Genomic DNA, 26551 nt, shown 5'->3' on the forward strand with positions numbered 1-26551 from the left:
CGTTCGCGAACCATTACGCTAAGCGAGATTCGTGGACGCATTGTGCGTGCTGTCGGCGTAGTCGAGCGACTGAACTTAGCTGACATGACCGCACCAGGCGTGATGGCGCGGGAGTTCGGCCTCAATCTCGGTCAACTGGCAAGCCGACGTTACATCCACACGCAGCGTATCTCTCGGCAGATTTACGAGGCGCTATAACGGCGGCTTCCCAGCCTTCGACGGTCTGCTCTATCCCTCGCGGAATAATTTTCCCGCGACATGCATCGCTCTTTTTTATCGGGCACGAGCGAAAGTCGTGGTGGTCGACGATCTCCCGCTCGTGCAACATGTCGACTGGCCCGCTTTCGTAAATCAGTATCGCATTGGGGTGGCCAAAGCTTGAGGCCGTTGACGGCCCACGGGGTCCGAAGAGCTTCCCCTTACGCTTGAATCAATCCTTCCAAGTGAGGATAGCCGTTCTATACGCCGTGCAGGTCGAACCGCCTCTGAACGGCCGCACGTTGACGGTCAACGGCGTATCGAAGGTGTATTCGATGAGGGGCTGGCGCATCGGCTATGCGGGCGGTCCCGCGTGGGGGCGATGCAGACGCTGCAATCGCAGAGCCAGTCGAATCCAACACGATCTCGCAAGCGGCGACGCTCGCGGCGTTGGAAGGCGGCACGGATTTCCCGCTCGAATGGTTCGATGAGTTGCGCACCTGCGGCGATCTCGTGGTCGATACCATGGCACGCTGCCCCGGCCTGCGTTGCGATGCACTCGATGGCGCGTTCTACGCCTTCGTGGACTGCTCGGGCGCGATAGGTGCTACTACGCCTTCGGGCGATGTCGTCGCTACCGATCTCGACTTCGCCAACTATTTGCTGGAGGCGGCGCATGTCGGCGTGGTGCACGGTAGCGCGTTGGGCGTGGAGAACCATGTGCGCATCGCGTATGCTGTTCCGATGCCCACGCTGCGACGCGTGCCGGCGCATCGAGACCGCGTGTGCGGCGTTGACACCCGCTGTCGCCGCGGTCCGAAGCGCCTAAGCACCAGACGCCATGCCCGCGACACGTGTGCCGTGCGCGGGTTTTTCTTTTTATCGGATGGCCTTCCATGCTCTATCTCATCGAAGACGCTACCCCCGAGCCGGCGCAATTCGGCGCCCTTCCCGCGCTGTTCGCCCGGACTTTGAATGCCGAACTCCGATGCGTAGGCGTGCATTTCGACGAACAGCGGTTTCCCAATGCGCATCACCAGGGCGAGCGCACCCGCGATATAGAACGCGTTGTTGTAGGTGTGCGTGATCGCGACGGTGACGCCCCGTATCCAGCAACCACGAGTGCATGCTGAGCATGCATGCGGCCCGTCGCGGGATCGTAATGACCGGGCGCGATCCACGAGAGATTGTCCTGAACGTCTTCGGGCGTCGCGAGCGGAAAGAACCTGAGAAACTCGAAGGACCTGGTCGACGGTCTCCTGAACGAGCGTCGCCGTGACGTTACCAATCCTGAATCGAATCACGATGCCTGTTCTCCCGACAAACCTGTTGCGATGGGCTGACGTCCGCGTGCGTCGCGCGCTCCGTGCCGTGCTCCAGCGCGGACAGTTCGAGCCCGGCGGCTTCGCGCAACGGCATGATGCCGAGCACGGAGATCACAGCGGCGAGCACGATACGCGGCCAGCAGCCAGTACCCGCCCGCCCACATCACGAACAGCGCGGCGAGGATCGGCGTGGGGCCGCTCCAGATCACGGTTGCGAGCTGATAGGCCACCGACACACCGCTATAGCGTATCGCAGCCGGATACTGCTCGCTGATGAGCGCGGGCTGCGCCGAGAGCGTGCTGCCGAGACCGAAGACCATCGCGAGCGAGATCGCCGTGACGATCACCGGGTAGGTGCCCGTATCGAGCATCTCGAAGAACGGTAAGATGAACGCGCCGAGAAAGATCATGCCGCCCATATAGACCTTCTTGCGGCCGATGCGATCCGACAGCGCGCCGAAGAACGGCTGAGAGAGCAGCGTGAAGAACGAGCCGATCATCAGTGCGCGAATCGCGAGCGGTTTCTCGATGTGCAGGTTCTGCGTCAGATAGACGAGCGCATAGACCGAGATCACGAAGAAGCTCGTGTTTTCGGCGGCCTGCGCCGCGACTACTTGCAGTCGTGCGCTTCCTCTGCGTGGCGATGACCGTCGCGATCGGCATCTTCTCGGCGGTGTGCGAGCGCTGCAGCTTCTGGAAACTCGGCGACTCGGACACGCGCCGGCGGATGATGAAGCCCACCACGACGAGCAAGCCGGAGAGCAGGAACGGCACGCGCCAGCCCCACGCCGCGAACTGTTCGGGCGTCGTGATCGCCGTGGTCATGGCCATCACGCCGGTCGAGAGGATCAGCGCGGGGGAGATGCCCATTTGCGGCCACGCGCCGTAGAAACCGCGTTTCTTCGCGGGGGAGTGCTCGATCACCATCAGCGTCGCGCCGCCCCATTCGCCGCCGACCGCGAAGCCTTGCAGGAAGCGCAGCGTCGTGAGAAGGATCGGCGCGCCGAGGCCGATGCTTTCATACGTCGGCAGAAGGCCGATCAGGAAGGTCCCGCCGCCCATCATCAGCAGGCTCAGCACGAGCATCGCCTTGCGGCCGATCTTGTCGCCGTAGTATCCGAACACGATGCCGCCCACCGGCCGCGCGATGAAGCCGATCGCAAAGGTCGCGAGCGACGCGATCGTGCCCGCGACCGGATCGATCGCGGGAAAGAACAACTTGTTGAAGACCAGCGCGGCCGCCGATCCGAAGATGAAAAAGTCGTACCGCTCGAGGGTCGCGCCTATCGCGCTGGCGAACGAACCCGCCGGATGTCCGAATCGTTGAACATCTTGTCTCCTGAATTGATTTCTTGTCTCGTGAAATTATCGGGAGCGGGCCAGCGGAACGCTATTCGCTTTAGATATGGATTTATAAGATGCGACGATAAATAGGGGAACGGAGGAGTGAGCGGCATGTCCCGTGATGACCATTCCGTATCGGGCAATGGCATCGACGCGATCAGCCTGCCTTTCGATCTGGTCGAGCTCGAAACCTTTCTCGCGGTGGCGGAGCTGGGCAGCTTCAGCGCGGCGGCCAAAAAGATGCACGTCTCCCAGCCTTCCGTGACCAATCGCGTCCAGCGGCTCGAAGCGATGCCGAAGACGACCTCGTCGAGCGCACGACGCGCCGCGTGTCGGTCACGCCCGACGGCGCGGAGCTCGCGAATCGCGCGAGGCTCGCGCTTCAGGATTTGCGCGAACTGCTGCTGGATTTTCAGTCGCGGGCGGCATCGTCGAGACTGCGCGCCGTGATCGCGACCACGCCGATGCTCGCCGCCGTCGTCCTGCCGCAACTCATCCAGTCGTTTCGTCAGGCGTATCCCGCGATGCAAATCCAGGTCCGCGACCTTCAATATGAGGACGTGCTCGCGGCGGTCGAATCGGGTCAGGCCGATCTCACCGTCAGCGCGTTCGACGACGATTCGGACAAGCTCCGCTTCGAGCCGCTCGCGCGCGAGCCGATGCTGGTCGTGCTGCCGAAGGCGCATCCGCTCGCGGGACAGAAGCACATTTCACTCGAACAGCTCGCACGCCTGCCGCTGATGCTGCTCGAACGCTATACGCTCCTGCAGTCACGGCTGTCGAAGGCGCTCGCGAAGCGCGGCTTGTCGCTGAGCACGATCCAGCATTCGACCAATGTCGGCACGGTGCTCGGGCTGGTAGATGCGGGACTCGGCGCGACGTTTCTGCCGCGCTACATGGCGCAGCGCTATTCGCTCGAATCGCGCGCAACGCTCGACGTGCCCGAGATCGATCTCTCGCGCAACTTCGGCGTTCTGGTCCGCACGAAAGCGGATCTCAACCTGGCGTCGACATCGTCTCTGGATCATCTGCGCGCGAACGTCGCTTCGATGCTGCACGCGGAACAGGACTGACGATTTTCCGACGGCCTTCGCTTTGGGGCAAACGCGCTACGCTCGAAGCCGGCGAAGCGCCCCGCGAGTCGCTGAAAGCCTTGCTGCGCAAACCTATCGCGCTTTTTATCCGCACGCTCTTATGCAGCGCTTGCATAAAAGGTATTCGTGCGTCCGCTGTGCGCAATCAATACGCTTCTCGAACACCAGCCCGCCCAGACTAATGCAGACTGGAAGGACGACCCCTTCGCCGGAAGCCCGCTCGCTCGGTCGAGCCACCGCTAGGCCATAGTCATAGTCTGCGCTCTTCTGGTTCGCCCCAGAATCGTCGAGGATCACTAATCGAACGTTGCCGTCGAATGAGCGAACGGGTTCCCATCCGATTAACTGCGGCGCAATCGAAAACGCGCATTCAGAACGTTGTCAAGTCATGGACCACACTGCGGTCCCCTGCCTTCGCGTCCTCACATATACAAACCGGATAACGGACGGGAGATTGGCGAATCTGGAATGGTAAGGCTTGACGCCTTCCCCGCCGGACCTAACAGCGAATAGCCTATCGGGCATCGGGGCCGCGTAGTTTTTCGCCCCGTATGAGCGACGCAATCAGCGGACATGACACCCTTTGACCTGACCTACGTGCGCGGGGCGCGCCGCAGCAGCTACGCGCAACCAAGCGTAGCTGCGCGCGCGTCTGAACGGCACCAGCGGCGCATCACGGTACACAAAAAAATCTGCAGAATATCTCTTGAAAAATTTCTGCCGCTTTCCTATTTGCGATTTCGTAAAAGGCGCTGCGATATTCGCGCTGCGTGTTTCGAGTGGCTTGTCGGCGGGTTTGACAGACGACCGGAGCGCGTAGGGACATTGAAACAATATGAGCGCACGAGCGAGGCTCGGGGAAGTGATTTGCCGGATGGCTGTCGCTCGCGTCAGGTCGGTTCCGGCGCCTGGTCGACGAATTGGCGATCATCAGCCTAAACGTAATACATATTTCACGTTTCATCTATGGACAACGGCAACGCTATCGGGCAACTGGGCGCGCACGCTGTGCCAGTTCTCACCACATTCGCCGCGGTAATCCTCGCTCTCCTTGGCATTACGCGCTGGCGGCGCAGGCTCCGGGTCAATGCCGAATATGCTGCAGCACTGGCGTTGATACGCGCTCCCTATACGGTTCGCGAAGCGCTCTCCAGTTGCCGTTCACACCTCATCGAATCCGGCGAAACTCCGCCCGGCTGGTGTACTGCACCCCAAAAGTTGGACAACCGTCCAACGACTTGGGGTGTTTTTTATGAGCAAGCACAGCGCGCAATTTAAGCGAGCCGTCGTCGAAGACTATCTGTCAGGCAAATATGGTGGTAGTGGAGCAGTGGCGCATCGGCATGGTGTAGACCACGGTACAGTGCGTATTTGGGTGGCGGCATGGCGCGCGCACGGCGAGGCGGCGTTGCAGAAGAAGTACAGTCGCTACGACGGCCAATTTAAGCTGAAGGTGCTGCAGTTCATGCACACGAAGGCACTGTCGTGTCCAGAGACGGCTGCAATCTTCGATATCCGCAATCCGAGCGTGATCAGTGTCTGGAAGCGCCGGTATGATTCGGGAGGTATGCAGGCCCTTGAGCCGCGCCCCCGAGGACGCTCCGTGGAGCAACCCAAGTCATCTGCGCCGCCTGTGTCGTCGAAATCCGACGAGGCGCGCACGAAGGAAGAGCTCCTGAAGGAGCTGAACTATCTGCGCATGGAGAATGCGTACCTAAAAAAACTCGATGCCTTGATCCGCTCGGAAAGCCCCACAGCGCAGCGCAAAAAACGCAAATAGTGGCCGGGATAACGCATGAGTTTCCGCTCGACGGCTTGCTGAAAGTGGCGGGCCTTGCGCGCAGCACGTTCTATTACCAATGCAAGGTCTCGCAGAACGCGGACAAACACGCGCAGCTCAAGGCGCGTATCCGTTCTGTCTTCGAGCAGCACAAAGGGCGTTATGGCTATCGGCGCATCACCAGCGCGATCCGGCATCTGGGCACGCGCGTGAATCAGAAAACTGTCCAGCGGTTGATGCAGCTTATGAAACTGAAGTCGCTGGTGCGACCGAAGAAGTTTCGGGCATTCCGGGGGACGGTGGGACGTATGGCGCCGAACGTACTGCAAAGACAGTTCGATGCCGACGCGCCAAATCAGAAGCGGGTCACCCATATCACCGAATTCCGGGTGGGCGAGCGAAAGCTCTATTTGTCGCCGGTGCTAGATCTGTATAACGGTGAGATTGTCGCTTACGAAACGGCCACTCGTCCGGGCCTTCGCGATGTTCGCACGCATGATCAAAAAGGCGTTCAGGAGGCTGGGCGTTGACGAGAGTTAAGGTCGAAAGTGGTGTTCGGGGTGAGGCAGGGATTTGAAGGCGGTGGCGGTTTAGCTGAGAATGTTGCTTGTCTAGAGTAACAACCAGCCAAACCGGAATCCACCACCAATGAAGAAGGTTACAGAAGAAACGAGCGCGGGTAAATCGGAAGCACCGCCCAGCGGCCTTGACGATTTGATTCAGCGAGGCGCGCGGCAGATCATCCATCAAGCGATTGAGGCGGATTTGACGACATTGCTCGAACGCTACGATAACGTGAAGACACTCGACGGGAGGCGCGCCGTGATTCGCAATGGCTACCCTGCCGGAGCGCGAGGTCGTCACGGCAATCGGTCCGGTCACCGTACAGGTGCCGAAGGTTCGCGATCGCTCAGGCTCGGGCGTGAAGTTCAATTCGAACATCGTGCTGCCCTATATTCGGAAGTCCCCCCGCGTGTCAGCGGCGTTGCCTTGGCTGTATCTACGTGGCGTCTCGACCGGCGACATGAGCGAGGCGCTTAGCGTGCTGCTGGGTGAAGAAGCCAAGGGTCTTTCGCCGAACGTAGTCAGCCGTCTGAAGGCTCAGTGGGCCGAAGAACACGCCCTTTGGAATCAGCGCGATCTGTCGAACTCCCGCTGGGTCTACTGGTGGGCCGACGGCATCCACACGGGGCTGCGCAGTGACGATTCGGATGGCCAGTGCCTGTTAGTCATCATCGGGGTGAAGCCGGACGGAACGAAAGAGCGTGCGGCAATTGGCGACGGCTTTCGCGAGTCGAAGGACGCCTGGTGCGAGCTCTTGCTGGATTGAAAGCGCGGGGCCTACAAAGTGGTCCGCTGCTCGCGGCCGGCGACGGGGCGATGGGTCTGTGGGCCGCATCGGCCGAAGTGTTTCCGAAGACCCGGTACCAGCGCTGCTGGTTCCATTACGCCGATGTCCGGATTATGCCGAAGTCCGGCTGCGATACCAGACTGCTGGCGGCGAACGCACTTCAGGTATCGGCATAATCCCGCTCAGTTGAGCGATGCTTCCTTCTCCGCATCTGCGAGAAGGAGGCACATCATGTGACATCCATCCCGGGTCCGTATTACCGGACCGCTTGTCTCATTTAGAGACGGCTTCGCTGCCGAGCTGAGCAAACAAGGATACCGGCCCAACGCCGCAGCGAATCAACTTCAACTCTTTGGGCATCTGAGCCGCTGGCTTGCTTCCCGGCGACTAGATGCAACGATGCTCACCGACCCGGTTCTCGGGGAGTTCTTGGACGCACGAGGCACACAAGGCTACAGGTTGTAACTCTCAACCAAGGCACTGGTGCCGCTGATCAGCTACCTTAAAAGCATTGGGATTGAGGTCGTAAGTGCTCCAGCGGCCTTGAGTCTCAGCGAAGTGCTACTCTCGCGCTACCACCGATATCTGCTCGATGTACGCGGGCTTGTCGCTACTAGCGCTCGCGGGTATGTCGACATGGTGCGTCCGTTTGTCGAGGCGAGAGTCGTCGATAGCGAACTCGATTGGAAGACCCTGCAGCCGAAGCACGTGATCGACTTCGTGCTCGCTGCCCGCGACGGACGACCTATTGGTTCAGCGAAACTTTACGGTAACGGCGCTGCGCTCGTTATTGACCTACCTGCACATCGAAGGTTTCATCGCGCAGCCGCTTGAGATGGTAGTCCTCTCAGTTGCTGGCTGGCGTCGCGCAGGATTGCCACGCGCACTGGAGGCCGGCGATGTGCAACGTTTGCTGGCAGCCTGTGATCGGCGCACCCGCAGCGGCCGTCGCGACTTCGCGATGCTGATGTTGCTCGCGCGTCTGGGCTTGCGTGCCGGCGAGGTGGCCAGGCTTGATCTGGCCGACATTGACTGGCGCGCAGGCGAACTTGTGGTAAGAGGCAAAGGGCCGCGCATCGATCGCCTGCCTTTGCCGGCGGACGTCGGTGACGCATCGGCGGCATACTTGCAACGTGGCCGCGCCGATACCGCACAATGCCGCACCGTGTTCTTGCGCATACGAGCTCCGCACCGAGCGCTCTCATCCGCTGGTGTCACAGACGCGGTGACGGCAGCAGCTTCACGCGCGGGCCTTGATCATGTGCGCGCTCATCGTCTGCGCCACACACTTGCAAGTCAGATGGTGTGCTCCGGCGTTGCACTTCCTGCAGTCTCTTAAGTACTGCGCCATCGTCGCCTGATGACCACGGCAATCTACGCAAAGGTCGACAGTGAGGGATTGCGCCTGCTTGCCCGTGCGTGGCCGGGGAGCGCAACATGAGCGAATTACGTCATGCTTTGACTGAGTATCTAAGCCTGCGACGCTCGCTGGGCTACAAGTTGCGGCGGCAGGAGAAGCTGCTGCATCAATTCTTTGATTTTTTCGCGTCCACAGGAGCACCGACAATCACCGCGCAACACGCCTTGACCTGGGCATGCCAGCCGACGAACGGCGGCGACAATTGGTGGTCCTATCGTCTGTCTGCGGTTCGGGGTTTCACCAACTATCTGCACGCCATCGATCACACCGTCGAGGTGCCACCGTCGGATTTGCTGCCATGGCGACCACATCGGGCAAGTCCATATCTGTATAGCGACGAAGAGATCATCGCGCTGATTAAGGCAGCCGACACGCTCAGTTCTCCGCTGCGAGTGACGACTTACCAGACCTTGATTGGTTTGCTCGCTGTCACCGGAATGCGAGTCGGCGAGGCAATCAATCTGAATCGGCAGGACTTCGATGCGCGTAACGGAACCTTGATTATCCGGATGCGAAGTTTAAGAAAACGGGAGAACTTCCATTGGATCCGACGACGGCGACGGCATTAAAACGATATCTCGCCCGCCGCAACCGAGAGCCCTACGCCGGACGAACCGCAGCGCTATTCATCTCCCCCACTGGCAGCCGGCTCCTGTACTGCAATATTCACTGGACCTTCCACCGATTGGTCCGTCAAGCAGGCATCGTACCGCATACCAGCCATTGTCGCCCCCGAATCCATGACCTTCGACATGCCTTCGCCGTGAGGACGCTGCTTGATGCCTATCGAGACGGTTCCGACACGCAGCAGCGTCTCACGCTGCTTTCAACCTATCTTGGCCATGTCAATCCGGCGACGAGTTACTGGTATCTGTCAGCAGCTCCAGAACTGCTCATTAAGGCGGCCGAGCGTCTGGAGCGTCCGCCGGGAGAACAAGCATGAGCGCACTGGCTATCACCCTGCAAGCATTCTTCTCAGACCGACTCCTGCGGGAGCGTCACGCGAGCCCGTGTACGATTTCGGCATATCGCGATACATGGCGATTGTTGCTTCGCTTCGCCGCGACGCGAACCAGCAAATCGCCATCAGCACTCGACTTTGCTGACTTTGACGTCCCGCTGGTCTGTGCCTTCCTGGACCATCTAGAACAGGATCGGAATAACAGCGTGCGTACTCGTAACGCCCGGCTCGCCGCCATCCATTCGCTGTTCCGCTACGCGGCATTACGACACCCTGAATCCGCAGCCACCATTGCTCGCGTGCTGGCGATACTACCGAAGCGTTTCGAGCGCACGATCGTTACCTTCCTCACCGAGCCAGAAGTGCAAGCGCTCCTTGCTGCGCCAGATCGAACGTCGTGGTCAGGGCGACGCGACTATGCGTTGCTACTGGTCGCGGTGCAAACCGGATTGCGGATCTCCGAGTTGATCGGTCTGCGGCAAAGTGACGTTCACCTCGGCGCTGGTGCGCATCTCGCCTGTCACGGCAAGGGTCGAAAGGATCGCATCACGCCATTGACAGTCCCTGTCGTCAACGTGCTGCGCACGTGGCTCGCCGAGTGTAACGTCAACCCGCCCGCGCAGTTGTTTCCAACACGCACCGGCAAACTACTCAGCCGAGACGCGATCGAGCGCCGCATTGCACTCCATGCATCTACAGCATCTGTCGCCTGTCCGACTTTGACAACGAAGAAAGTAACTGCGCATGTGTTGAGGCATACCTCTGCAATGAGGCTTCTGGAAGCGGGCGTCGATCCCACAGTGATCGCTCTATGGCTCGGCCATGAGCATGTCGGCACCACCACGATCTATCTACACGCGCATCTGGGAATCAAGGAGCAAGCTCTCGCCCGGGTTCGCATGCCTAACACCCAGTCCGGCCGGTATCGCCCCTCCGATACGCTTCTCGCCTTTCTGGAGTCGCTTTGATTATGCCGATACCTGAAGTGCGTTCGCCGCCAGCAGTCTGGTATCGCAGCCGGACTTCGGCATAATCCGGACATCGGCGTAATGGAACTTATCCCGATGTCGGAATAAGTTCCACAAGACTGGAAACGTTCTAAACGCCTTGCCCAAATCACACCGCGGTCGGGCCAAAGCCGGCCTGCAGGAGATTTGGCAAGCCGCCACACGCGAAGAAGCGCTCGCGGCTTTCGACCGCTTCGTTGGCGCCTATTCGGCCAAGTATCCGAAGGCGGCCGAAAAGCTCACGAAAGACCGCGATGAACTGCTTGCCTTCTATGACTTTCCTGCCGAACACTGGCAGCACTTGCGAACAACCAATCCGATTGAGTCAACCTTTGCCACCGTTCGGCATCGAACAACCCGCACGCGCAATTGCGTATCGCGTCCGACCTTTCTTGGCCTTGCATTCAAGCTAATCGAGTCGGCGGAACAATCATGGCGGCGCATTCGTGCGCCAGAAAAAATCGCCTCGCTGCTCGAAGGCGTCCCATTCAAAAGATGGACTACCGGTGACCGACAGCACACCGGCTCAGCAACCGCTTGCCGCCTGATCGGGCCGCGCCTTGCAAACACCACAATTGACATTAATTCCTGCGACTGTGTCGGCGATATCGCAAGTTCGCAGCGCGCGGCAAGAATGTGAACATCGGTGTGGTTGCCGTGGCGCGAGAGCTCGCGGGGTTCATCTGGGACATCAGCAGACTGGCGATGTCCCTCGCCATACCGAAGGATGCCAGACCTTGACACCACGATACCTTATCGAGAACACGGAGAGTTTCCTGAAGGCGGGGTAGCCCGGGCACCCGAGTAACCCGCGATTGGACTATGCAACACATCTCATGCGACTTGCGACTTTAGGTAGCGGCAGGCTCAAAGGGCGGATCACAGTAATGCGGTAACCAACCCGTGGATATCAGTGTGACCAACCGTCGAGACATACTGCTACGTCGCTTTCAGGAAATTCAGATGAACCAAAAACCGAGAGCCGATCGCGATTGACAGGGAAAGTCATATCAGTACAACGTCCGTTATGCGGCGGCTCCAGGCTCCTTTCCTGTCCTTCGGGAGACGCTGCGCGCCGGCCTGCGACGGACTTCACACCTCCATCACTATGTGATCCGTCGAGACCTTCCGATACTGTCTCGCCGCCGGCGAATAATCGGCGGCACGTATTGGGCTTCTGATTTCGTCGGCCGCCAGCCGGCTTCGCCGGTTGCGCTGCCCCGGATCGGCGACCGGCACCGCGGCGAGCAGACGCTTGGTGTAAGGATGCTGCGGATCGCCGAACACGGCCTCACGAGGCCCGATCTCGACGATCTCGCCGAGGTACATCACGGCGACGCGATGACTGATGCGTTCGACCACCGCCATGTCGTGCGAAATGAACAGATACGCGAGCCCCATGCGCGCCTGAAGATCGAGCATCAGATTGACCACCTGCGCCTTCACGGACACGTCCAGCGCCGACACCGCTTCGTCCGCGATGATCAACTTCGGCTCTAGTGCGAGTGCGCGCGCGATGCAGATGCGTTGCCGCTGACCGCCAGAAAACTCGTGCGGATAGCGATCGGCCATATCGGGCGACAAACCGACCTGACGTAGCAGCTGCAGGGCGAGCGCGTGCGCGTCCTGCCGGTTCGCCAGTCCGTTCGCCAGCAACGGTTCGGCGATGATCGCGCCGACCGTGGCGCGCGGATTGAGCGACGCAAACGGATCCTGAAAGATCATCTGGACTCCGCGCCGCTTCTCGCGCCGGCGCTCGCCCTTCAGCTTGAGCAGATCGATGCCGTCGAGCTCGACGGAACCTGCGAGCGGCTCATTCAGACACATCAGCGAGCGGCCCGTCGTCGATTTGCCGCATCCCGACTCGCCCACCAGCGCGAGCGTCTCGCCCGGCTGCACGGCGAACGAAACGTTCTCCACCGCGTGCACGCGCCCCTTGACCTTGCCGAGCAGTCCGGAGCGGATATCGAAACGCGTCGTCAGACCGCTCACCTTGAGCACCGGCTGCGTGCCCGCGCGCACCGTATCGGGCGATTCGGCCGGCACGTCCGAGCAGCCCGTCTCGCGATTGACTACCGGAAAGCGCAGCGGAGCCTTGCGTCCCGCCATCGAGCCGAGCCGCGGCACGGCGGATAGCAGCGCGCGCGTGTACGGCTTGGACGGCTCGCGAAAAATCATCTCGGTCGTGTTCGATTCGACCTGGCTGCCGTCGTACATCACCACCACCCGATCGGCGATCTCCGCAACCACGCCCATGTCGTGCGTGATGAACAGCACCGACATGCCGTCGTCCACCTGGAGGCTCTTGATCAGATCGAGCACCTGCGCCTGTATCGTCACGTCGAGCGCGGTCGTCGGTTCATCGGCGATCAGCAGTTTCGGCTTGCATGCGAGCGCCAGCGCGATCATCACGCGCTGGCGCATGCCACCCGAGAATGCGTGCGGATAATCGCGCGCGCGTGAGGCGGCGGCCGGAATACGCACCTTGTCGAGCAGGCGGACGGCCTCTGCGTTGGCGGCGCTCTTCGACAGACCGCAATGCAGCATCAGAGATTCGGCGATTTGGAACCCGACCGGTAGCACCGGATTGAGCGACGTCATCGGCTCCTGGAAGATCATGCCGATCTGGTTTCCCCGGATCTCGCGCATCGTTTCGAACCCGAGCAGTTCGCGTTCGTTAAGCCTGACGCTGCCCTGGATGCGGCTAGTTGTGCGGCTCGTCAGCTGCATGATCGAGAGCGCCGTGACGCTCTTGCCAGAGCCGGATTCGCCGACGATCGCGAGCGTTTCGCCCGGCGCGATGTCGAACGAAATGCCTCGCACGACGGAGCGCCAAACGCCGCCCACACGAAATGAAGTTGACAGATCCGAGACCGACAAAACCGGTACAGTCATGAGCGTTCGTTCCTGTGTGCAGCGATCAGACGCTGCTTTTCGTGTTGCATGGGCATCGCCGCGCCAACGTCAACGTGTGCCGATTCGCAGCCCGAACGTCTTTGGGATCGCCGCGGCAACGCGCGGAAAAAAGCCCGCGCTTTTGCCGAACTCCTCGGCTTCCTCGCAACCCAGAATGCCCCAGCGCACGAAGCGACCGCCGACATAGCGAAACGGCTCGGGCGGCAGCGACTTCAGCTCGCGCGTGCAAAGCGGCAGGCTGCTCCACTCGTCTTTCGTACCGAGCACGAGCGACGCCAGGCACTGGCCGCCGATGTACGTCGGATTGACGCCGTGTCCCGAATAACCGCAGCCGTAGTGAACCCGCGTACCCGGCACCGTGCGGAAGAAAGGCAGACGATCGAACGACACGTCGATTCCGCCGCCCCACACGCGATCGATCGCGACATCGGCAAACGCGGGCAGCAGGCGCCGCAAGCCGCGCTCGGCGCGGGCGGCCGACGCGCCGTCGGTGGTCAACTGCGGATTTGCCGTATTGCCGCCGAAGCTGATTGGCCCGGAACCGGAGCCCATCAGAACGCGGCCGTCGATCGTCTTGCGGAAGTAATGCACGAACATCCGCAGATCTGCGATGCCTTCGTCGCGATTCCAGTTCATCGCAGCAAGCTTGTCGGGCGCGGGCTGCGTCATCAGCGCATACGACGAGAACACCGTCATCAGCGGCGCGATCTCCTTGCGCTTGACCAGTTCGATGTTGGTCGCGAGCACCACTTCCTTCGCGACGATCTCACCGTTCGGACACACTACGCGGTTCGGCGTGCCCGCGTCGATCCGCGTCATCGGCGTCTTCTCGAACACCTTCACGCCCGCCGCAATCGCCGCGCGGCGCAGTTCACGCGCGAGCCGCGCGGGCTGAACGTTCGCGCCTTCGGGAAAGAAGAGGCCACCGCGAAACACCGGCGAGCGGCAATGCTCGGCGACCTCCTCGGGAGTCAGCGGCTGCACGCTTTTCGGCACGCCGAGATGGCGCGCCGTCTCGACGTACATTCTGAGCTTCGCGTCCTGCGCCGCAGCGGCGGACACGCGCACATTGCCGCTCTCGCGCCACCACACGTCGCGCCCGGGCGCGGTGGCGAATGCTCTGATGCCGTCCTGCGCGCGCGTGCCTGCGCGGGCGACGGCCAGCGCGCCGTCCGGTCCGATGTTGGCGGCCATGCCGGCGAGCGACGCCCAGTAACCGTGAACCTTGCCGCCGTTCTTGCCGCTCGCGCCCGAGCCGCACAGCGAAGCCTCGATCAGCGCGACCGACAGATGCGGCGCGCGCTCACGCAGCGCGAGCGCGGTCCACAGGCCCGTGAACCCGCCGCCGACGATCGCGACATCGACCGTGAGCGGTCCGGAAAGCGGCGGCGCCTCGGGCTGGCCGCGCTCGTTGCGCAGCGCTTCGTCGAACCACCAGGAAGGATCGCGGGGCGTAGCACTCGATGGAAGCATGTTGTCCGCCAGGATACGTTGAGCGAGAGGAACGGAAAGCGACGCGGCTCAGACTACCGCCTGCACCTGGATTTCCACGAGGATCTTGTCGTGCGCGAGCCGCGATTCGACGGTGGCGCGAGCCGGCGGCTGATCGCGGTCGACCCACGCTTCCCACGCCTCGTTCATCTCGGCGAATTGCGCGATGTCTTTCAGCCAGATGTTGGCGACCGCGATGCGCGTCTTGTCGGTGCCGACTTCACGCAGATACTCGTCGATCTGCGCGAGGATGTCGGCGGTCTGCGCCTTGACGTCACCGTCGCGATTCTGGGCGGTGAGACCCGACAGAAATGCAAAACCATTCGCGACCAGTACCTTGCTGAGACGTCCAGTCACTTCGTGACGCTTGATCATCGGAGGGCCTTTCATGTTTGGTTGAGTCGTGGAGATCCGCAGCGCGCGCCGAATCGGGTCGAGTCGTGCGCCGAGGGCTTAGACGTGCGAATCGCGGATGTTGATGATCCAGAGTACCTTCGCTTCTTCCTGCCACGGATTGCTGATCTGATGCGCGATGCTGCTCTTGAACTGAAAGCTGTCGCCGTCGCGCACTTCGAGCGTTTCGTTGCCGATCGTCAGCGTCACCTTGCCCGACAGCACGTAGCCGCCCTTGTCGCCGGGACCGGTTAGTACGTCGTCGCTTTGCGCGCCGGACGGTAGCGTCAGGATCATGAATCGCAGCTCGTCGTTGTCGGTCGGCGACAGCAGCTCCTTGGTGAACTGGTTTGTGCCGGACACGATGCGCGGCCGGTTTTCGCGCCGGCGCACGTGCGGCGATTCGCCTGTAGCCGCCGCGCCATTGTCTTCAAGAAATGCCCACAGCGTTACGCCCAGCACCGTGCGCAGCTTCTGCAGAGTGTTGATGGACGGATTGGACTGTCCGCGCTCGATCTGGCTGATCCGGCCAGCGGACACGCCGGAGCGACCCGCCAGTTCTGTAATCGTGAGACCGCGCACCGATCGCAGATGCTTGAGGCGCCGGCCAATCTCGATCGATTGCGCGCGCTCGTCCTGATCTTCGGTGTCAGCGTCGCCGAGTCTTGCTGTCGTCATTTTCGGGCTAGAGTTTCATTTTATTGAATCCGGAAGTGGCGCAAAATCGCCTGCCGGATGATCATTACGCATCGCCCGGAGTGCTACGAGCCTTTGCTGATCGTACCTCAGCAAGAAACGTCCGCCATTCAGGGTTTTCCATATCGCAACGTCTCTTGACACTAATCTTTAATTTATTGAAACTGACTTTGGTCGCCTGAACCCAATCAGCGCGGGGCCGAGCGTCGATCGCCGCGTCAAACTGGAGAGACTTGATGGAAAGAGTGCCGAACACTTCAGCAACGATCGAAACGGATGCGATCTCGCTTGATCGACGTAAATTTCTCGGCCAAAGCGTGGGCGCGCTGGCCGGGCTGTCCGCCCTTTCGCTGCCGGCGTTCGCCACCGACGCGAACGCTCCGGCAGCGGCGCAGGGCAAGCGCTCGGGCGTCGTGGTGGTCGGCATGTCGCAGGAACCGACTGCGTTCAATCCGCTGATGCCGGGCGTCGAGTGCGATGAGGTAATCTGGACGAACGTGTTCAGCACGCTCTGGACGGCCGAGCCGGACGGCTCGCTGCGGCCCGATCTCGCTATCGAGATCCCGACCGAAGCAAACGGTGGTATCGCCGACAGCGGCAAGACATGGACCGTCAAGCTGCGCAGCGACGTGCTCTGGCACGACGGCACGAAATTCACCGCCGACGACGTCAAATACTCGATCGAACTGATCAGCGCGCCAGGCTTCCGGTCGCGCGCGCGCATCGGTCACAGCCTCGTCAAAGAAATCGTCGTCAAGGGCCCGTACGAGATTACATGGCACATGGAACGCGCCTACTCGCCGTATTTCGCGCTCCTCGCCAACACACAAATGGTGCCGAAGCACATCCTCGGCAAAGCCTCCGATCCGAACACTGCGCCCTTCAACAACGCGCCGGTCGGCACAGGTCCGTTCAAATGGGGCACGCGCACGCCCGGCGACAACATCACGCTGGTCGCGAACGAGCGCTATCACGGCAAGGGGCCGTTTCTCGAGAAGGTTGTGCTGAAGTACATCCCGGATCTGACCGCCCTCTATACGCAGTTCCGCACCGGCCAGGTGGACTTCGTGCCCGTGCCTGGCATTCCGGCGAACTACTATCAGGAAGCGTCGAAGCTGCCGGGCCGCAAGATCGCGCTGTCGACCAACGGCAATCTCGAAGTCGTGATGCCCAATCTCGACAACAAGGCGTTCGCCGACAGGGCTGTGCGTCAGGCGCTGTACACGGCGCTCGACAAGCAGGCGATCATCGACGCGATCTACTACGGCGTCATGAAGCCGACCGAGTCGTTCATGCCGATGGAATCGTGGTCCTACTTCTCCGGCCTTCCGAAGCAGACCAAAAACGTCGCGGCAGCCAACAAGATGCTCGATGCGGCCGGCTGGATGAAAGGCTCGAATGGTATGCGCAGCAAGAACGGCGTGCCGCTCGAATTCAACATGTCGACGACCACCGGCAATGTGCTGCGCGAGCAGTGCCAGCAACTGATCATGCAGGACTGGCAGGAGATCGGCGTGTCGATGAAGATCAAGAACATGCCGGCCGCGATCATCTGGGGCGAGTTCTACTCGCGCTCGCAGTTCCAGTCGCTGCTGGTCGGCACGTCGTTCCGCACCGGCGCCGATCCCGATCCTGCCAACCGCTTCAGTTCCGGCGCGATCCCACTGAAAGGCGGCAGCGGCGGCAACTACATGCAATGGTCGAACCCCGCCGCCGACAAGCTGATGGCCGAAGGCGAGGCAACCTTCGATCAAGCCAAGCGCAAGGAGATCTACCGCCAGTTGCAGATCATCGTGCGCGAGGAGTTGCCGATCCTGCCGCTCTTCCAGTACTCGGTCATCGAAGGCATGAAAGACAACCTGCTCGGCTATCGCCCGAATGTGAACCAGCGGCAGAACTGCTGGAACATGAACGAGTGGTCATGGAAAAAGAAAGTCTGAACATCGATTCCTGAAAGACCACAGAGAACCGCACTTATGCTGCCCTTCCTTGCACGCCGCGCGATCCACTCGGTGGTGCTGCTGCTGATCGTTTCGGTCATCGGGTTCGTCATCCTGCATCTCGCGCCGGGCGGCCCGCTTTCGCAGTTCGCGGCCTCCGGCGACATGAGTCAGGCCGATCTCGACCGTCTGTCGGCGCAGCTCGGCCTGGACCGGCCGCTGCCAATCCAGTATGTCGAGTGGCTGTTCCGCATGGTCAAGGGCGACTGGGGCGTGTCCTATCGCGATCAGCAAGCGGTCACGTCGATCATCGCGTCGCATATCGGCGCGACGCTCGAACTGATGTTCTGCTCCACCTTGCTGGCGATGTTGATCGGCGCCTGCATCGGCATTCTCGGCGCGGTGCGGCGTTATTCGCTGTTCGATTCGATCGCCACGGTCGGCACGATGATCGCGCTGTCGATTCCGACGTTCTGGTTCGGAATCGTCGTCATCTATGTGTTCGCCGTGCATCTGAACTGGCTTCCCGCCGGCAACCGGATGACCGAAGGAGATGGCTCGTTCTTCGATTACGTGCATCATCTGATCGGGCCGTGCGTGGTGCTCGCGCTGGTGACGACCGCGGTCTGGAGCCGCTACATGCGCTCTTCGATGCTCGAAGTGATCAACCAGGATTACATCCGTACCGCGCGCGCCAAGGGCGTGCCCGAATCACAGATCGTGCTGCGTCACGCGCTGCGCAACGCGCTGTTGCCGATGATCACCATCACCGGGCTGCACGTGCCGACGCTCTTGTCCGGCGCGCTCGTGACCGAGACGGTGTTCACATGGCCCGGCATCGGCCGCCTCTTCTTCGATTCCATCAGCTACCGCGACTATCCGACCGTGATGGGCATCCTGATGTTCAGCGCCGTGCTCGTGCTGCTTGGCAACCTGATCGCCGATCTGCTGTATGGTTTCGCGGATCCCCGCATCGCCGGCGACCGACGATGAGAAAGACATCCACCGTGGCCACCGAACCGTCCGTCGCAAACCCGAGTAAAGCCGTGGGCATGAGCCCGGCGCTGCGCCGCTTCTGCCGTCACAAACTGGCGATTTTCGGCGCGCTCTCTATCGTGCTGATGGTGCTAGCGTGCGTGGCCGGCCCGTCGCTGCTCGCCTATACCGACACCTACATCGACATCCGGCATCGGCTGATGCCGCCGCTGTCGGGCGCGCACATTCTCGGCACTGATCCGCTCGGCCGCGACGTGCTCGCGCGTCTGCTGATGGCCGGCCGCATTTCGCTATCGATCGGCTTCTTCGCGATGTCGATCAGCATGGTGATAGGCGTGGGCGTGGGGCTGATCGCCGGATACTTCGGCGGCTTCGTCGGCAATGCGCTGATGCGTCTGGTCGACGGCGTGCTGTGCTTTCCGTCGATCTTCCTGCTGCTGGCGATCTCCGCGATCATCTCCCCCTCCGTTCCGTCGATCGTCTTTCTCATCGCGATCACGACGTGGATGGAAGTCGCACGCGTCGTCGAAGCGCAGATCCGCTCGCTGAAAACGCGTGACTTCGCGCTCGCCGCGCTGTCGATGGGCTCGTCGCACTCGCGCATCATGTTCCGCGAGCTGTTGCCGAACGCGGCCGCGCCGATCGTCGTCGCCGCGACGCTGAACGTTGCCTACGCGATGCTCGCGGAAAGCTACATCTCGTTTCTCGGCTTCGGCATCCAGCCGCCCACGCCGAGCTGGGGAAACATGCTGGACAACGCGCAGACGTATCTGACGAGCGCGCCGTGGCTCGCCATCGTTCCCGGCCTCGCGATCACGCTGGCCGTGACGAGCTTCAACTTCGTCGGCGACGGCCTGAGAGACGCGCTTGATCCTCGAAATGAGACGTAGGGCCGCAAGGTTCGATCTGTGCGGAGCTGCGATCGACGCGCTTGCCATGCTCGACGGGATTATGTCCCGGTACCCGTCGCTGCAGACTTCTTGGTCGGCCAGCCTTGCCTGTTGAAGATTCTGCAGGCAGTGGAGCAAGGCCCGGTGGCCACACGTGGGTGCTGGACTGGATGCCCACCGCGTATCGCAGTCCGAGTTCACCAACGCAATCACGAAACGCCGTGTCGTTTCCGTAACCCGCATCGGCCAGCACCACTCCGTTCGGGGCACCGCTTTGCCTTGCCTCGCGCAGTTTGCGCGATAGCAATCTGCGGCTTGGTTGCAAACTCAATTTCCTCGGGCACCCCGGCCAACTGCCGTCTTTCCGGATCGTCCGCCCGTTCCTGCGGCAAGTAAAGCTGATGAGCGACGGGCAGGCTCGCCTCCGTGGTGGCTACCGACAGACATCGGTGACCGTGAACGAGAAACGCCAGGCCGAGCTCAGCACCAGGTCGCTCACCGGAATCAGCAGATCGCGTAGCAGGTCGCACCGGCTCACGCGCACGGCGAACGCGGGCAGATGGAACGCGCCGGGTTTACAGGAAAGTTGCGCCAGTTCCATGATTCGGGTCTCAAGCTTCAAATCGCTTGGAGTGATCAACGCCTGACTTCGCTAGAGTGTGATCTCCGCTCGCGCGCTTGGCTCGACGCTTTTCGGAAGGAAAGCGCGCGGCGGCTTCATCATCGACGGACCAGCCGATCACACGCATGACCGCGTGTGCGTCGGTGCATCGCTTCTCGCGCCGGCTGAGCGACCGTACGGTTCAAATATACCGAAGGAGCGGTTCGGACATGCATCGCGCAATCCTGACGTCTGCATAAATCCTATTCCGGACGGCCCCTGAATCCGCCGAAAGTCCGCTTCTATACTGGCACTCCATACCTTCACGAGGAGATACATCAATGTTGATGGACGCCAAGGACTCGATCTACAGCCCGACACAGGACGATCTGATCTTTCCGCAAGAACCGACGTTCTCGAGCTCGGCCGAGGAGCGCCGCTATCGCAAGGAGCATCTCGCGGCCGCATGCCGGATCTTCGCCCGACACGGCTTCAGCTTTGGCTTCGGAGGCCATCTGACCGTGCGCGATCCCGAGAATCCGGAGCTCTTCTGGACCAATCCGATGTGCGTGCCCTGGTCGCGCACGAAGACATCGCAATTGGTGCTCGTCGATCATTCCGGCACGGTGATCGAAGGCAAATACGCAGTGAATCGCGCGGGTTATGTGCTGCATTCGGCGATTCACGCGGAAAATCCCGACATCATCGGCTCGTGCCATGCTCATACCGTCAACGGGGACGCCTGGGCCGCGATGGGCAAGCCGCTCGATTACGTGACGCAGGACGCGTGCATGTTCTACGGCAGCCATACGGTCGTGCGCGATGGCGCGGGCAAGGTTCCGGTCGCGGATGAATCGGGCAATCCGATCGCGCGCGCCTTCAACGATCACAAGGCCATCATTCACCAGAATCACGGGCTGCTGACCGCGAGCCGTCATAGTATCGACGATGCCGTGTGGACGTTTATCGCGCTCGATCATTGCTGCAAGATGCAGTTGCTGATGGACGCGACCGAATCGCGCCCGATCGAGATCGATTCGGAGTTCGCGGAGTACTCGCATCGGCATCTGGGCAATTCGTTCATCAGTTGGCTGCACTTCCAGACCATGCTCTACGAAATCAACGAGCAGGAACCCGATTACCTGGACTGACACATCGGTGTTTCGAGGTACGGCGGCGGCATGCGCGATGTCGCAACTTTCCCGCGCATGCCGCACGAGAGCGCTCAAGAAAATCTATATTGGAGACACGCATGGACGCGCTATATGGCGAAGAAGCCGTCAGACAGACGGACATGAGCCGCACTTATTACCGGACCTACTGGCGGCTGTTGCCGCTTTTGCTGATCTGTTATCTCGTCGCCTATCTCGACCGCGTCAACGTAGGCTTCGCGAAACTGCAGATGCTCGACGCACTGCGTTTCGACGACGCGATCTACGGCCTCGGCTCCGGCATATTCTTCGCGGGCTATTTCTTCTTCGAGGTGCCCAGCAATCTCATCATGCGCCGGGTCGGCGCGCGTAAGTGGATTGCCCGCATCATGCTGACGTGGGGCGTCATCTCGGCGGCGATGATCTTCGTGCAGACGCCGATGCAGTTCTACGTCGCGCGCTTCCTCCTCGGCGCGGCCGAAGCCGGTTTCGCGCCCGCGATCATGTATCTGCTCACGCTCTGGTTTCCGGCCCGCTATCGCGGCAGGGCGATGTCCATCTACGTGATGGGCGCGCCGCTCGCGTTCGTCGTCGGCGGTCCGATCTCCGGCTACATCCTGCATGCGTTCTCCGGCAACGCGCATATGGCGGGGTGGCAATGGCTTTTTCTGATCGAAGCGATTCCGGCCGTCGTGCTCGCGTTCGTCGTGCTTGCCTTTCTCGATGACGATCCGGCGCACTCGCGATGGATCAGCGAAGACGAGCGCTCGAACGTGCTGGCGGAGATCCGCGCGGAGAACGCGGGCAAGATCGATCATCCGAGCGTGCGCGCGTTCCTCGCCAACCGGAAGCTGTGGTGGTTCTGCGCAATCTTCTTCTGCCTGATCATGGGGCTCTACGCGCTCGGTTTCTGGATGCCCTCGCTCATCAAGCGCAGCGGCGTGACCGATCCGTTGTCCATCGGCCTGTATTCGGCGGTGCCGAACGCCGTGGCGGCGATCGCGCTGTATGTGTCGAATCGCAGCGCCGACCGCACCGGAGGACGCCGCGCGCACTTCGCCCTCTTCATGCTGATCGGCGCGGCGGGACTTGCCACGAGCATGTGGCTTTCGGCAGGCCCGATCACGACGACGCTATGTCTCTCGATCGCGGCGGCGGGCGTCTATTCGTGCGTCGCGCTCTTCTGGGCGCTGCCGACGAGCCTCTTCGTCGGCGCATCGGTCGCGGCGGCGCTCGCGTTCATCAATTCCGTCGGGAACATCGCCGGCTTCATTTCGCCCTATCTCGTCGGCATGCTCAATGTGATGGTCGGTCACGCCGAAGTGGGCATGTACATGATCTCCGCGTTTCTTGTGCTCGGTGCGGCGATGACCATGCTTCTGCCGAAGACGCTGGACGATAGGTGAAGAGACTGCTCAGGCGGCCCACGGCGGCCGCCTGAGCTTTTCCGTCACGTGATCGATGAACGCCCGCACGCGCGGATGCAGCGACGAGTCGCGCGGATACAGCGCGTAGATTGCGGTTTCGTCCTTCGGCTGGAAGTCGGTGAGGAGCGGCACGAGCATGTTGCTGCGAATCGACGGGAGCACCATATGCTCGGCCATGCGCGTAATGCCGACGCCGGCCAGGCACATGTACACCGAACTCACGCCGCTGCTCGTCTGAAAGTTGCCGTTGATGAGCATGGACGTTCGCTCGCCATTGACCACGAAGGGCCAATGGTTCAGATGATCCATCGGCGGCTCCCACATCAGGCAATTGTGGTTGACGAGATCCGCCGGAATCGAGGGCACGCCGTGCCGCGCAATATATGAAGGCGACGCGGTCACGACGCGTTGCAGATGACACAGCTTGCGGCTGACCAGATTCGAGTCCTGCAGGCTTCCCATGCGGATCGCAACATCGAATCCTTCGCCGATCACGTCCGCGAGCGTGTCCGACAGCGACAGGCGCACACGCAGGCCGGGATAGCGCTCCAGAAAGCCCGGAATGAGCGGCACGATCTGATCCATGCCGAACGAAGTCGCCACAGTCACGCGGATACTGCCGGTCATGTGCTGACCCGCGCGCGCGAGCTGCGCTTCGCCGGTGTCGATGTCGTCGAGAATGCGCTTGCACAGCGCGAGATATTCATTGCCTTCCTGCGTGACCCGCAGACTGCGCGTCGAGCGCCTGAGCAGTGCGAGGCCGAGGCGCTTTTCGAGCGCCGAGACCGCGCGACTGACATACGGCTGCTGAAGGTTGAGCATGAGCGCCGCAGCCGTGAAACCGCCGGTTTCCGCGACGGCCTTGAAAATCCTCATTTCGACGAGGCGTTCGTCCTTCATGTATGCGGTGCTGTGTAAGCGATGATTAACCAGGCATGTTAGCCAGCGGCTGCGCGCTTTTATATCGGGAGTTCCACGGGTATGGGTTTCCGGTCATGGACGGGCTCGCGACGATGGGAACCGCACGAAGGCCTTGCTGTTTCAACTGGACATGACGTTCATTCACGCATAGCGTCACTCGAAGCCTTCCGCGGTCCGCGTGACGGTTGCCGCCGACGTCCCGGCGAAATGCGTGGCGAATACCGTCGCGCCCGCATCCGCGGCATGCGCGAGCAGACGCTCTCGCGATGCACGCGCCTGCTCGATGAGCTCGGCTCGCGTCGATCCTCGACGAACGCCTAAGCGACAAGCGATTCGGCCCGTGCGATGCGCAGTTGAAACGATGCGCACATGCCGGCAGCCGCACGCCTGCGGTCTGAAGTTCTCTCGGTTCTGGCATGGCCCCTCGTATAGCCAGAACTTTCAGCCGGCTCTCCGAGCCGGCTTTAATGAGATGATCAGCCTGACCAAAATGGCCCCGATCGGCTTACGCTAATCGGGCCATTTCCTTCTCTGGGAGCCGATCATGGCGAACGCTACGCTTATCGGCATCGACCGCACCGATGCAAGTTTCGTTCAGTCTGGTCGCCGCCATCGTCGCGGATGTCGCGCTCGGCGCGCCGATCAGGGAAGACTCGCTCGTGCCGACCGGCGAAGCGCGTCGCGGCGGCATCGGTCTGGAGCATTGGCTGCAACGCGGGCACGCGTGATGTGACGAAGGGCGCTCTCGCGCCCTTCTTGTCCGAAATAAAGCGAACAACCGCTTACTTCGCGCCCAGCAAATGCGGCAGAAACTGCGGGATATGTGGGAAAAAGATGATCAGCAGCAGATCGATCACGAGCGCGAAGATGAACGGAAGAATCGCGCGTGTCGCCTTCTCCACCGACACTCCGCCGATCGACGCCGCCGTGAAGAGACAAAAACCTATCGGCGGCAGATTGATACCGATGGCCGAGTTGATCAGCACGATCACGCCGAACACGACCGGATCGATGTGCATCTGCACGACGAGCGGCAGGAACACCGGAATCACCACCGCGATGCTCGAGATCGTTTCGAGCACGGTATGCGCCGCGATGAGGAACAGGTTGATCAGGATCAGCAGCACGATCGCGCTCGTGGTGATCGCGAGAAAACTGTTCGCTACATGCAGCGGAATCTGCGCTTCGATCAGATAGCGCCCGAGCACGAACGCGAGCCCGAGCAGGAACGAGACACGCGTGGTGTTCACCGAAGTTCTCACCAGAATGTCCTTGAAATGCGAGAGCTTGAGCGTGCGGAAGATGAACGCGCTCACCAGCGTCACATAGACCGCTGCGACCACGCCCGCCTCGACCGGCGTGAAGATGCCGCCGAGGATGCCGCCCAGAATGATGACCGGCGTGAGCAGCGCCCAAAACGCCTCGCGGAAGGTCGTCCACAGCTTGCGCCCATCGAACGGCTCGACCGCGCTGTAACCCTTCTTGACCGCGGTCACGTAATTGACGATCATGAACGACACGACCACCAGCAGCATCGGAACGATGCCGGCGATGAACATCGTGCCGACCGATACGTTCGCCGTATACGCATAGACGAGCATGCTCATCGACACGGGAGAGAGCAGCCCGAGCGAACCCGCCGCCGATTGCAGCGCCACCGCGAACGCGCGGTTATAGCCCTTCTTCACCATGCCGGGAATCATCACCGAGCCGATCGCGGCAGTGTCGGCCGTCGCCGAGCCGGAAAGGTCCGCGAAGAACATGCTCGCGACGATCGTCACCTGGCCGATGCCACCGCGCATGAATCCCACTAGCGCCTGCGAAAATTCGATGATGCGCTTCGACACGCCGCCCGAATCCATGATCGCGCCCGTCAGCATGAAGAACGGAATGGCGAGCAGGCCGACGTTGTTGAGGTTCGAAAACAGTTGCTGCGGAATCACGAGCAGCGACGTGCCGTTGATCGACAGCGCGAGCGTCGCCGCAATGCCGATGCAGATGGCCACCGGCACGCCGAGCCCGAGCAGCCCCGCTCCAAAAGCGATTGCCCACATGATTTTCTTCCTAGAGATGTTCGGACACGCCCTCGACGAGCGTGGCGTCGGTCTGCGTCTGCGGCGCGAGATGCGAGACGGCGATCCGCACCAGCGAATGAAACGCGAGCAGCGCGCCACACACCGGAATCGAGAGATACGGATAGACCATCGAGATCGGAATCGACGCGGCGGTTTCGGTGCCCATCAGCGCGAGCATGTCGGTGCCGTACAGGACGAACACCGCGCCGAGCGCAAGGATCGCGCAGTCCGTGAAGTCCTTGAGCAGCAGCGCGAACGCAGCCGGCGCGCGATCGGCCACGACGCGCACTTCCGGATGCGCGCGCAGCTTCACGCCGGCCGCGGCGCCGAGGCACGTGAGCCACACGAACAGATACGCCGAAACCTCGTCGGACCACGATAGCGAATCGTGCAGCACGAAGCGGAAGATCACCCCGAGCCCCGCGACGATCACCGCCCCGAGCAAGAGGCAGCTACAGACGAACAGATTGATCTTCAGCACGATGCCGTCAACGAACATCAAGCCGCGCGCGAGCTTTTCCATGCGTGTCGCCTCCCGTGGTGCCTGGGTTGTGCGGTGGCCGTCGTTCGATTC

The 26551-nt window shown here is 61.4% G+C and carries 24 protein-coding genes and 7 pseudogenes; 20 read left to right on the forward strand and 11 right to left on the reverse strand.

What is annotated here, in order from left to right; translation table 11 throughout:
• The 3 genes and pseudogenes from AWB66_RS35300 to AWB66_RS27630 form a co-directional block, all read left to right on the forward strand.
• Positions 1-198 (forward strand): annotated as a pseudogene (locus AWB66_RS35300) (hypothetical protein); the annotation flags it as partial.
• On the forward strand, positions 125-382 hold the full coding sequence (locus AWB66_RS27625; protein ID WP_456151192.1) for an RES domain-containing protein: 258 nt from the start codon (positions 125-127) through the stop codon (positions 380-382). The pseudogene AWB66_RS35300 and the gene AWB66_RS27625, both read left to right, overlap by 74 nt.
• Before the next feature lie 173 nt (positions 383-555).
• Positions 556-1173, forward strand: coding sequence for an aminotransferase class I/II-fold pyridoxal phosphate-dependent enzyme (locus tag AWB66_RS27630; RefSeq protein ID WP_087633265.1), 618 nt, complete (start codon positions 556-558; stop codon positions 1171-1173).
• A gap of 325 nt (positions 1174-1498) precedes the next feature.
• Here AWB66_RS27630 and AWB66_RS34540 read toward each other — a convergent pair whose 3' ends face one another.
• Entirely contained in the window at positions 1499-2098 is a 600-nt protein-coding gene (locus AWB66_RS34540) for an MFS transporter (protein ID WP_235021259.1), read from the reverse strand.
• A 145-nt stretch (positions 2099-2243) separates the two neighbouring features.
• A pseudogene (locus AWB66_RS35140) lies at positions 2244-2810 on the reverse strand (MFS transporter); the annotation flags it as partial.
• Positions 2811-2978: 168 nt separating this feature from the next.
• Here AWB66_RS35140 and AWB66_RS34555 point away from each other — a divergent pair.
• From AWB66_RS34555 to AWB66_RS33160, 11 genes and pseudogenes are all read left to right on the forward strand, one after another.
• Positions 2979-3107: pseudogene (locus AWB66_RS34555) on the forward strand (LysR family transcriptional regulator); the annotation flags it as partial.
• 89 nt (positions 3108-3196) lie between these two features.
• A complete protein-coding gene (locus tag AWB66_RS27640) occupies positions 3197-3940 on the forward strand; it encodes a LysR substrate-binding domain-containing protein (protein ID WP_235021262.1) in 744 nt (247 codons plus the stop codon).
• 1273 nt (positions 3941-5213) lie between these two features.
• Complete coding sequence (locus tag AWB66_RS27645) at positions 5214-5741, forward strand: helix-turn-helix domain-containing protein (protein WP_125469798.1); 528 nt, start codon at positions 5214-5216, stop codon at positions 5739-5741.
• Positions 5741-6271: an IS3 family transposase gene (locus tag AWB66_RS27650; protein ID WP_159462958.1), complete on the forward strand. Its 531-nt coding sequence runs from the start codon at positions 5741-5743 to the stop codon at positions 6269-6271. Before AWB66_RS27645 ends, AWB66_RS27650 begins: the two co-directional genes overlap by 1 nt.
• A gap of 118 nt (positions 6272-6389) precedes the next feature.
• Positions 6390-7187 (forward strand): annotated as a pseudogene (locus AWB66_RS27655) (IS256 family transposase); the annotation flags it as partial.
• Positions 7188-7840: 653 nt separating this feature from the next.
• Entirely contained in the window at positions 7841-8431 is a 591-nt protein-coding gene (locus AWB66_RS34105) for a tyrosine-type recombinase/integrase (RefSeq protein ID WP_235021263.1), read from the forward strand.
• Between the two features lie 98 nt (positions 8432-8529).
• Positions 8530-9081: a tyrosine-type recombinase/integrase gene (locus AWB66_RS34925; RefSeq protein WP_200819080.1), complete on the forward strand. Its 552-nt coding sequence runs from the start codon at positions 8530-8532 to the stop codon at positions 9079-9081.
• Entirely contained in the window at positions 9054-9455 is a 402-nt protein-coding gene (locus tag AWB66_RS34930) for a tyrosine-type recombinase/integrase (protein ID WP_200819081.1), read from the forward strand. Before AWB66_RS34925 ends, AWB66_RS34930 begins: the two co-directional genes overlap by 28 nt.
• Entirely contained in the window at positions 9452-10441 is a 990-nt protein-coding gene (locus AWB66_RS27670) for a tyrosine-type recombinase/integrase (protein WP_087633269.1), read from the forward strand. Before AWB66_RS34930 ends, AWB66_RS27670 begins: the two co-directional genes overlap by 4 nt.
• Positions 10442-10553: 112 nt before the next feature.
• Positions 10554-11028 (forward strand): annotated as a pseudogene (locus tag AWB66_RS27675) (transposase); the annotation flags it as partial.
• A gap of 40 nt (positions 11029-11068) precedes the next feature.
• Positions 11069-11221, forward strand: a pseudogene (locus AWB66_RS33160) (IS110 family transposase); the annotation flags it as partial.
• A gap of 351 nt (positions 11222-11572) precedes the next feature.
• Here AWB66_RS33160 and AWB66_RS27680 read toward each other — a convergent pair.
• From AWB66_RS27680 to AWB66_RS27695, 4 genes are all read right to left on the reverse strand, one after another.
• On the reverse strand, positions 11573-13375 hold the full coding sequence (locus tag AWB66_RS27680) for an ABC transporter ATP-binding protein (protein WP_087633270.1): 1803 nt from the start codon (positions 13373-13375) through the stop codon (positions 11573-11575).
• Between the two features lie 69 nt (positions 13376-13444).
• Complete coding sequence (locus tag AWB66_RS27685; protein ID WP_087633271.1) at positions 13445-14869, reverse strand: NAD(P)/FAD-dependent oxidoreductase; 1425 nt, start codon at positions 14867-14869, stop codon at positions 13445-13447.
• Positions 14870-14917: 48 nt separating this feature from the next.
• A complete protein-coding gene (locus AWB66_RS27690) occupies positions 14918-15262 on the reverse strand; it encodes a RidA family protein (protein ID WP_086966347.1) in 345 nt (114 codons plus the stop codon).
• A gap of 78 nt (positions 15263-15340) precedes the next feature.
• Complete coding sequence (locus tag AWB66_RS27695; protein WP_087633272.1) at positions 15341-15958, reverse strand: helix-turn-helix domain-containing protein; 618 nt, start codon at positions 15956-15958, stop codon at positions 15341-15343.
• Between the two features lie 254 nt (positions 15959-16212).
• Here AWB66_RS27695 and AWB66_RS27700 point away from each other — a divergent pair, with 254 nt between their 5' ends.
• Genes AWB66_RS27700 through AWB66_RS27710 form a run of 3 tightly spaced genes read left to right on the forward strand, consistent with a single transcriptional unit; the run spans position 16213 to position 19802 of the window.
• Positions 16213-17916, forward strand: coding sequence for a peptide ABC transporter substrate-binding protein (locus AWB66_RS27700; protein WP_087633273.1), 1704 nt, complete (start codon positions 16213-16215; stop codon positions 17914-17916).
• Positions 17917-17952: 36 nt separating this feature from the next.
• Entirely contained in the window at positions 17953-18909 is a 957-nt protein-coding gene (locus AWB66_RS27705; RefSeq protein WP_087633274.1) for an ABC transporter permease, read from the forward strand.
• Positions 18906-19802 (forward strand): ABC transporter permease, encoded by an 897-nt coding sequence (locus tag AWB66_RS27710; RefSeq protein WP_087633275.1) that lies wholly within the window; start codon positions 18906-18908, stop codon positions 19800-19802. Before AWB66_RS27705 ends, AWB66_RS27710 begins: the two co-directional genes overlap by 4 nt.
• A gap of 51 nt (positions 19803-19853) precedes the next feature.
• Here the strand turns inward: AWB66_RS27710 and AWB66_RS27715 are convergent.
• Together AWB66_RS27715 and AWB66_RS34120 are read right to left on the reverse strand one after the other, a co-directional pair.
• Positions 19854-20245 (reverse strand): annotated as a pseudogene (locus AWB66_RS27715) (transposase); the annotation flags it as partial.
• Positions 20236-20403 carry a hypothetical protein gene (locus AWB66_RS34120; RefSeq protein ID WP_200819083.1) on the reverse strand — a complete coding sequence of 56 codons (168 nt, stop codon included), beginning with the start codon at positions 20401-20403 and terminating at the stop codon, positions 20236-20238. The pseudogene AWB66_RS27715 and the gene AWB66_RS34120, both read right to left, overlap by 10 nt.
• A gap of 341 nt (positions 20404-20744) precedes the next feature.
• On the opposite strand from AWB66_RS34120, the gene AWB66_RS27720 reads away from it, so the two are divergent.
• Together AWB66_RS27720 and AWB66_RS27725 are read left to right on the forward strand one after the other, a co-directional pair.
• Positions 20745-21554, forward strand: a complete 810-nt coding sequence (locus tag AWB66_RS27720; protein ID WP_087633276.1) for a class II aldolase/adducin family protein — start codon at positions 20745-20747, stop codon at positions 21552-21554.
• Between the two features lie 101 nt (positions 21555-21655).
• Positions 21656-22960, forward strand: a complete 1305-nt coding sequence (locus tag AWB66_RS27725; protein WP_087633277.1) for an MFS transporter — start codon at positions 21656-21658, stop codon at positions 22958-22960.
• 9 nt (positions 22961-22969) lie between these two features.
• On the opposite strand, the gene AWB66_RS27730 is transcribed toward AWB66_RS27725, so the two are convergent.
• Positions 22970-23881 carry a LysR family transcriptional regulator gene (locus tag AWB66_RS27730; RefSeq protein WP_087633278.1) on the reverse strand — a complete coding sequence of 304 codons (912 nt, stop codon included), beginning with the start codon at positions 23879-23881 and terminating at the stop codon, positions 22970-22972.
• A 602-nt stretch (positions 23882-24483) separates the two neighbouring features.
• On the opposite strand from AWB66_RS27730, the gene AWB66_RS34125 reads away from it, so the two are divergent.
• Positions 24484-24630 (forward strand): hypothetical protein, encoded by a 147-nt coding sequence (locus AWB66_RS34125; RefSeq protein WP_200819082.1) that lies wholly within the window; start codon positions 24484-24486, stop codon positions 24628-24630.
• Between the two features lie 54 nt (positions 24631-24684).
• Here the strand turns inward: AWB66_RS34125 and AWB66_RS27740 are convergent, their stop codons facing one another.
• Both AWB66_RS27740 and AWB66_RS27745 read right to left on the reverse strand, forming a co-directional pair.
• On the reverse strand, positions 24685-25956 hold the full coding sequence (locus AWB66_RS27740; protein WP_061151866.1) for a TRAP transporter large permease: 1272 nt from the start codon (positions 25954-25956) through the stop codon (positions 24685-24687).
• A 10-nt stretch (positions 25957-25966) separates the two neighbouring features.
• Complete coding sequence (locus AWB66_RS27745) at positions 25967-26500, reverse strand: TRAP transporter small permease (RefSeq protein WP_087633280.1); 534 nt, start codon at positions 26498-26500, stop codon at positions 25967-25969.
• Between the last annotated feature and the right edge of the window lie 51 nt (positions 26501-26551).

Source organism: Caballeronia telluris (genome assembly GCF_001544495.1).
GTDB lineage: Bacteria > Pseudomonadota > Gammaproteobacteria > Burkholderiales > Burkholderiaceae > Caballeronia > Caballeronia telluris.

Coding starts and splice junctions, on each gene's coding strand:
- AWB66_RS27725 (WP_087633277.1), top strand. CDS start 21,656: ATGGACGCGCTATATGGCGAAGAAGCCGTCAGACAGACGGACATGAGC.
- AWB66_RS27690 (WP_086966347.1), bottom strand. CDS start 15,262: ATGATCAAGCGTCACGAAGTGACTGGACGTCTCAGCAAGGTACTGGTC.
- AWB66_RS27630 (WP_087633265.1), top strand. CDS start 556: ATGCGGGCGGTCCCGCGTGGGGGCGATGCAGACGCTGCAATCGCAGAG.
- AWB66_RS34925 (WP_200819080.1), top strand. CDS start 8,530: ATGAGCGAATTACGTCATGCTTTGACTGAGTATCTAAGCCTGCGACGC.
- AWB66_RS27645 (WP_125469798.1), top strand. CDS start 5,214: ATGAGCAAGCACAGCGCGCAATTTAAGCGAGCCGTCGTCGAAGACTAT.
- AWB66_RS27685 (WP_087633271.1), bottom strand. CDS start 14,869: ATGCTTCCATCGAGTGCTACGCCCCGCGATCCTTCCTGGTGGTTCGAC.
- AWB66_RS27705 (WP_087633274.1), top strand. CDS start 17,953: ATGCTGCCCTTCCTTGCACGCCGCGCGATCCACTCGGTGGTGCTGCTG.
- AWB66_RS34125 (WP_200819082.1), top strand. CDS start 24,484: ATGCAAGTTTCGTTCAGTCTGGTCGCCGCCATCGTCGCGGATGTCGCG.
- AWB66_RS27695 (WP_087633272.1), bottom strand. CDS start 15,958: ATGACGACAGCAAGACTCGGCGACGCTGACACCGAAGATCAGGACGAG.
- AWB66_RS27670 (WP_087633269.1), top strand. CDS start 9,452: ATGAGCGCACTGGCTATCACCCTGCAAGCATTCTTCTCAGACCGACTC.
- AWB66_RS27710 (WP_087633275.1), top strand. CDS start 18,906: ATGAGAAAGACATCCACCGTGGCCACCGAACCGTCCGTCGCAAACCCG.
- AWB66_RS27740 (WP_061151866.1), bottom strand. CDS start 25,956: ATGTGGGCAATCGCTTTTGGAGCGGGGCTGCTCGGGCTCGGCGTGCCG.
- AWB66_RS27730 (WP_087633278.1), bottom strand. CDS start 23,881: ATGAAGGACGAACGCCTCGTCGAAATGAGGATTTTCAAGGCCGTCGCG.
- AWB66_RS34120 (WP_200819083.1), bottom strand. CDS start 20,403: ATGGAACTGGCGCAACTTTCCTGTAAACCCGGCGCGTTCCATCTGCCC.
- AWB66_RS27700 (WP_087633273.1), top strand. CDS start 16,213: ATGGAAAGAGTGCCGAACACTTCAGCAACGATCGAAACGGATGCGATC.
- AWB66_RS27680 (WP_087633270.1), bottom strand. CDS start 13,375: ATGACTGTACCGGTTTTGTCGGTCTCGGATCTGTCAACTTCATTTCGT.
- AWB66_RS27745 (WP_087633280.1), bottom strand. CDS start 26,500: ATGGAAAAGCTCGCGCGCGGCTTGATGTTCGTTGACGGCATCGTGCTG.
- AWB66_RS27720 (WP_087633276.1), top strand. CDS start 20,745: ATGTTGATGGACGCCAAGGACTCGATCTACAGCCCGACACAGGACGAT.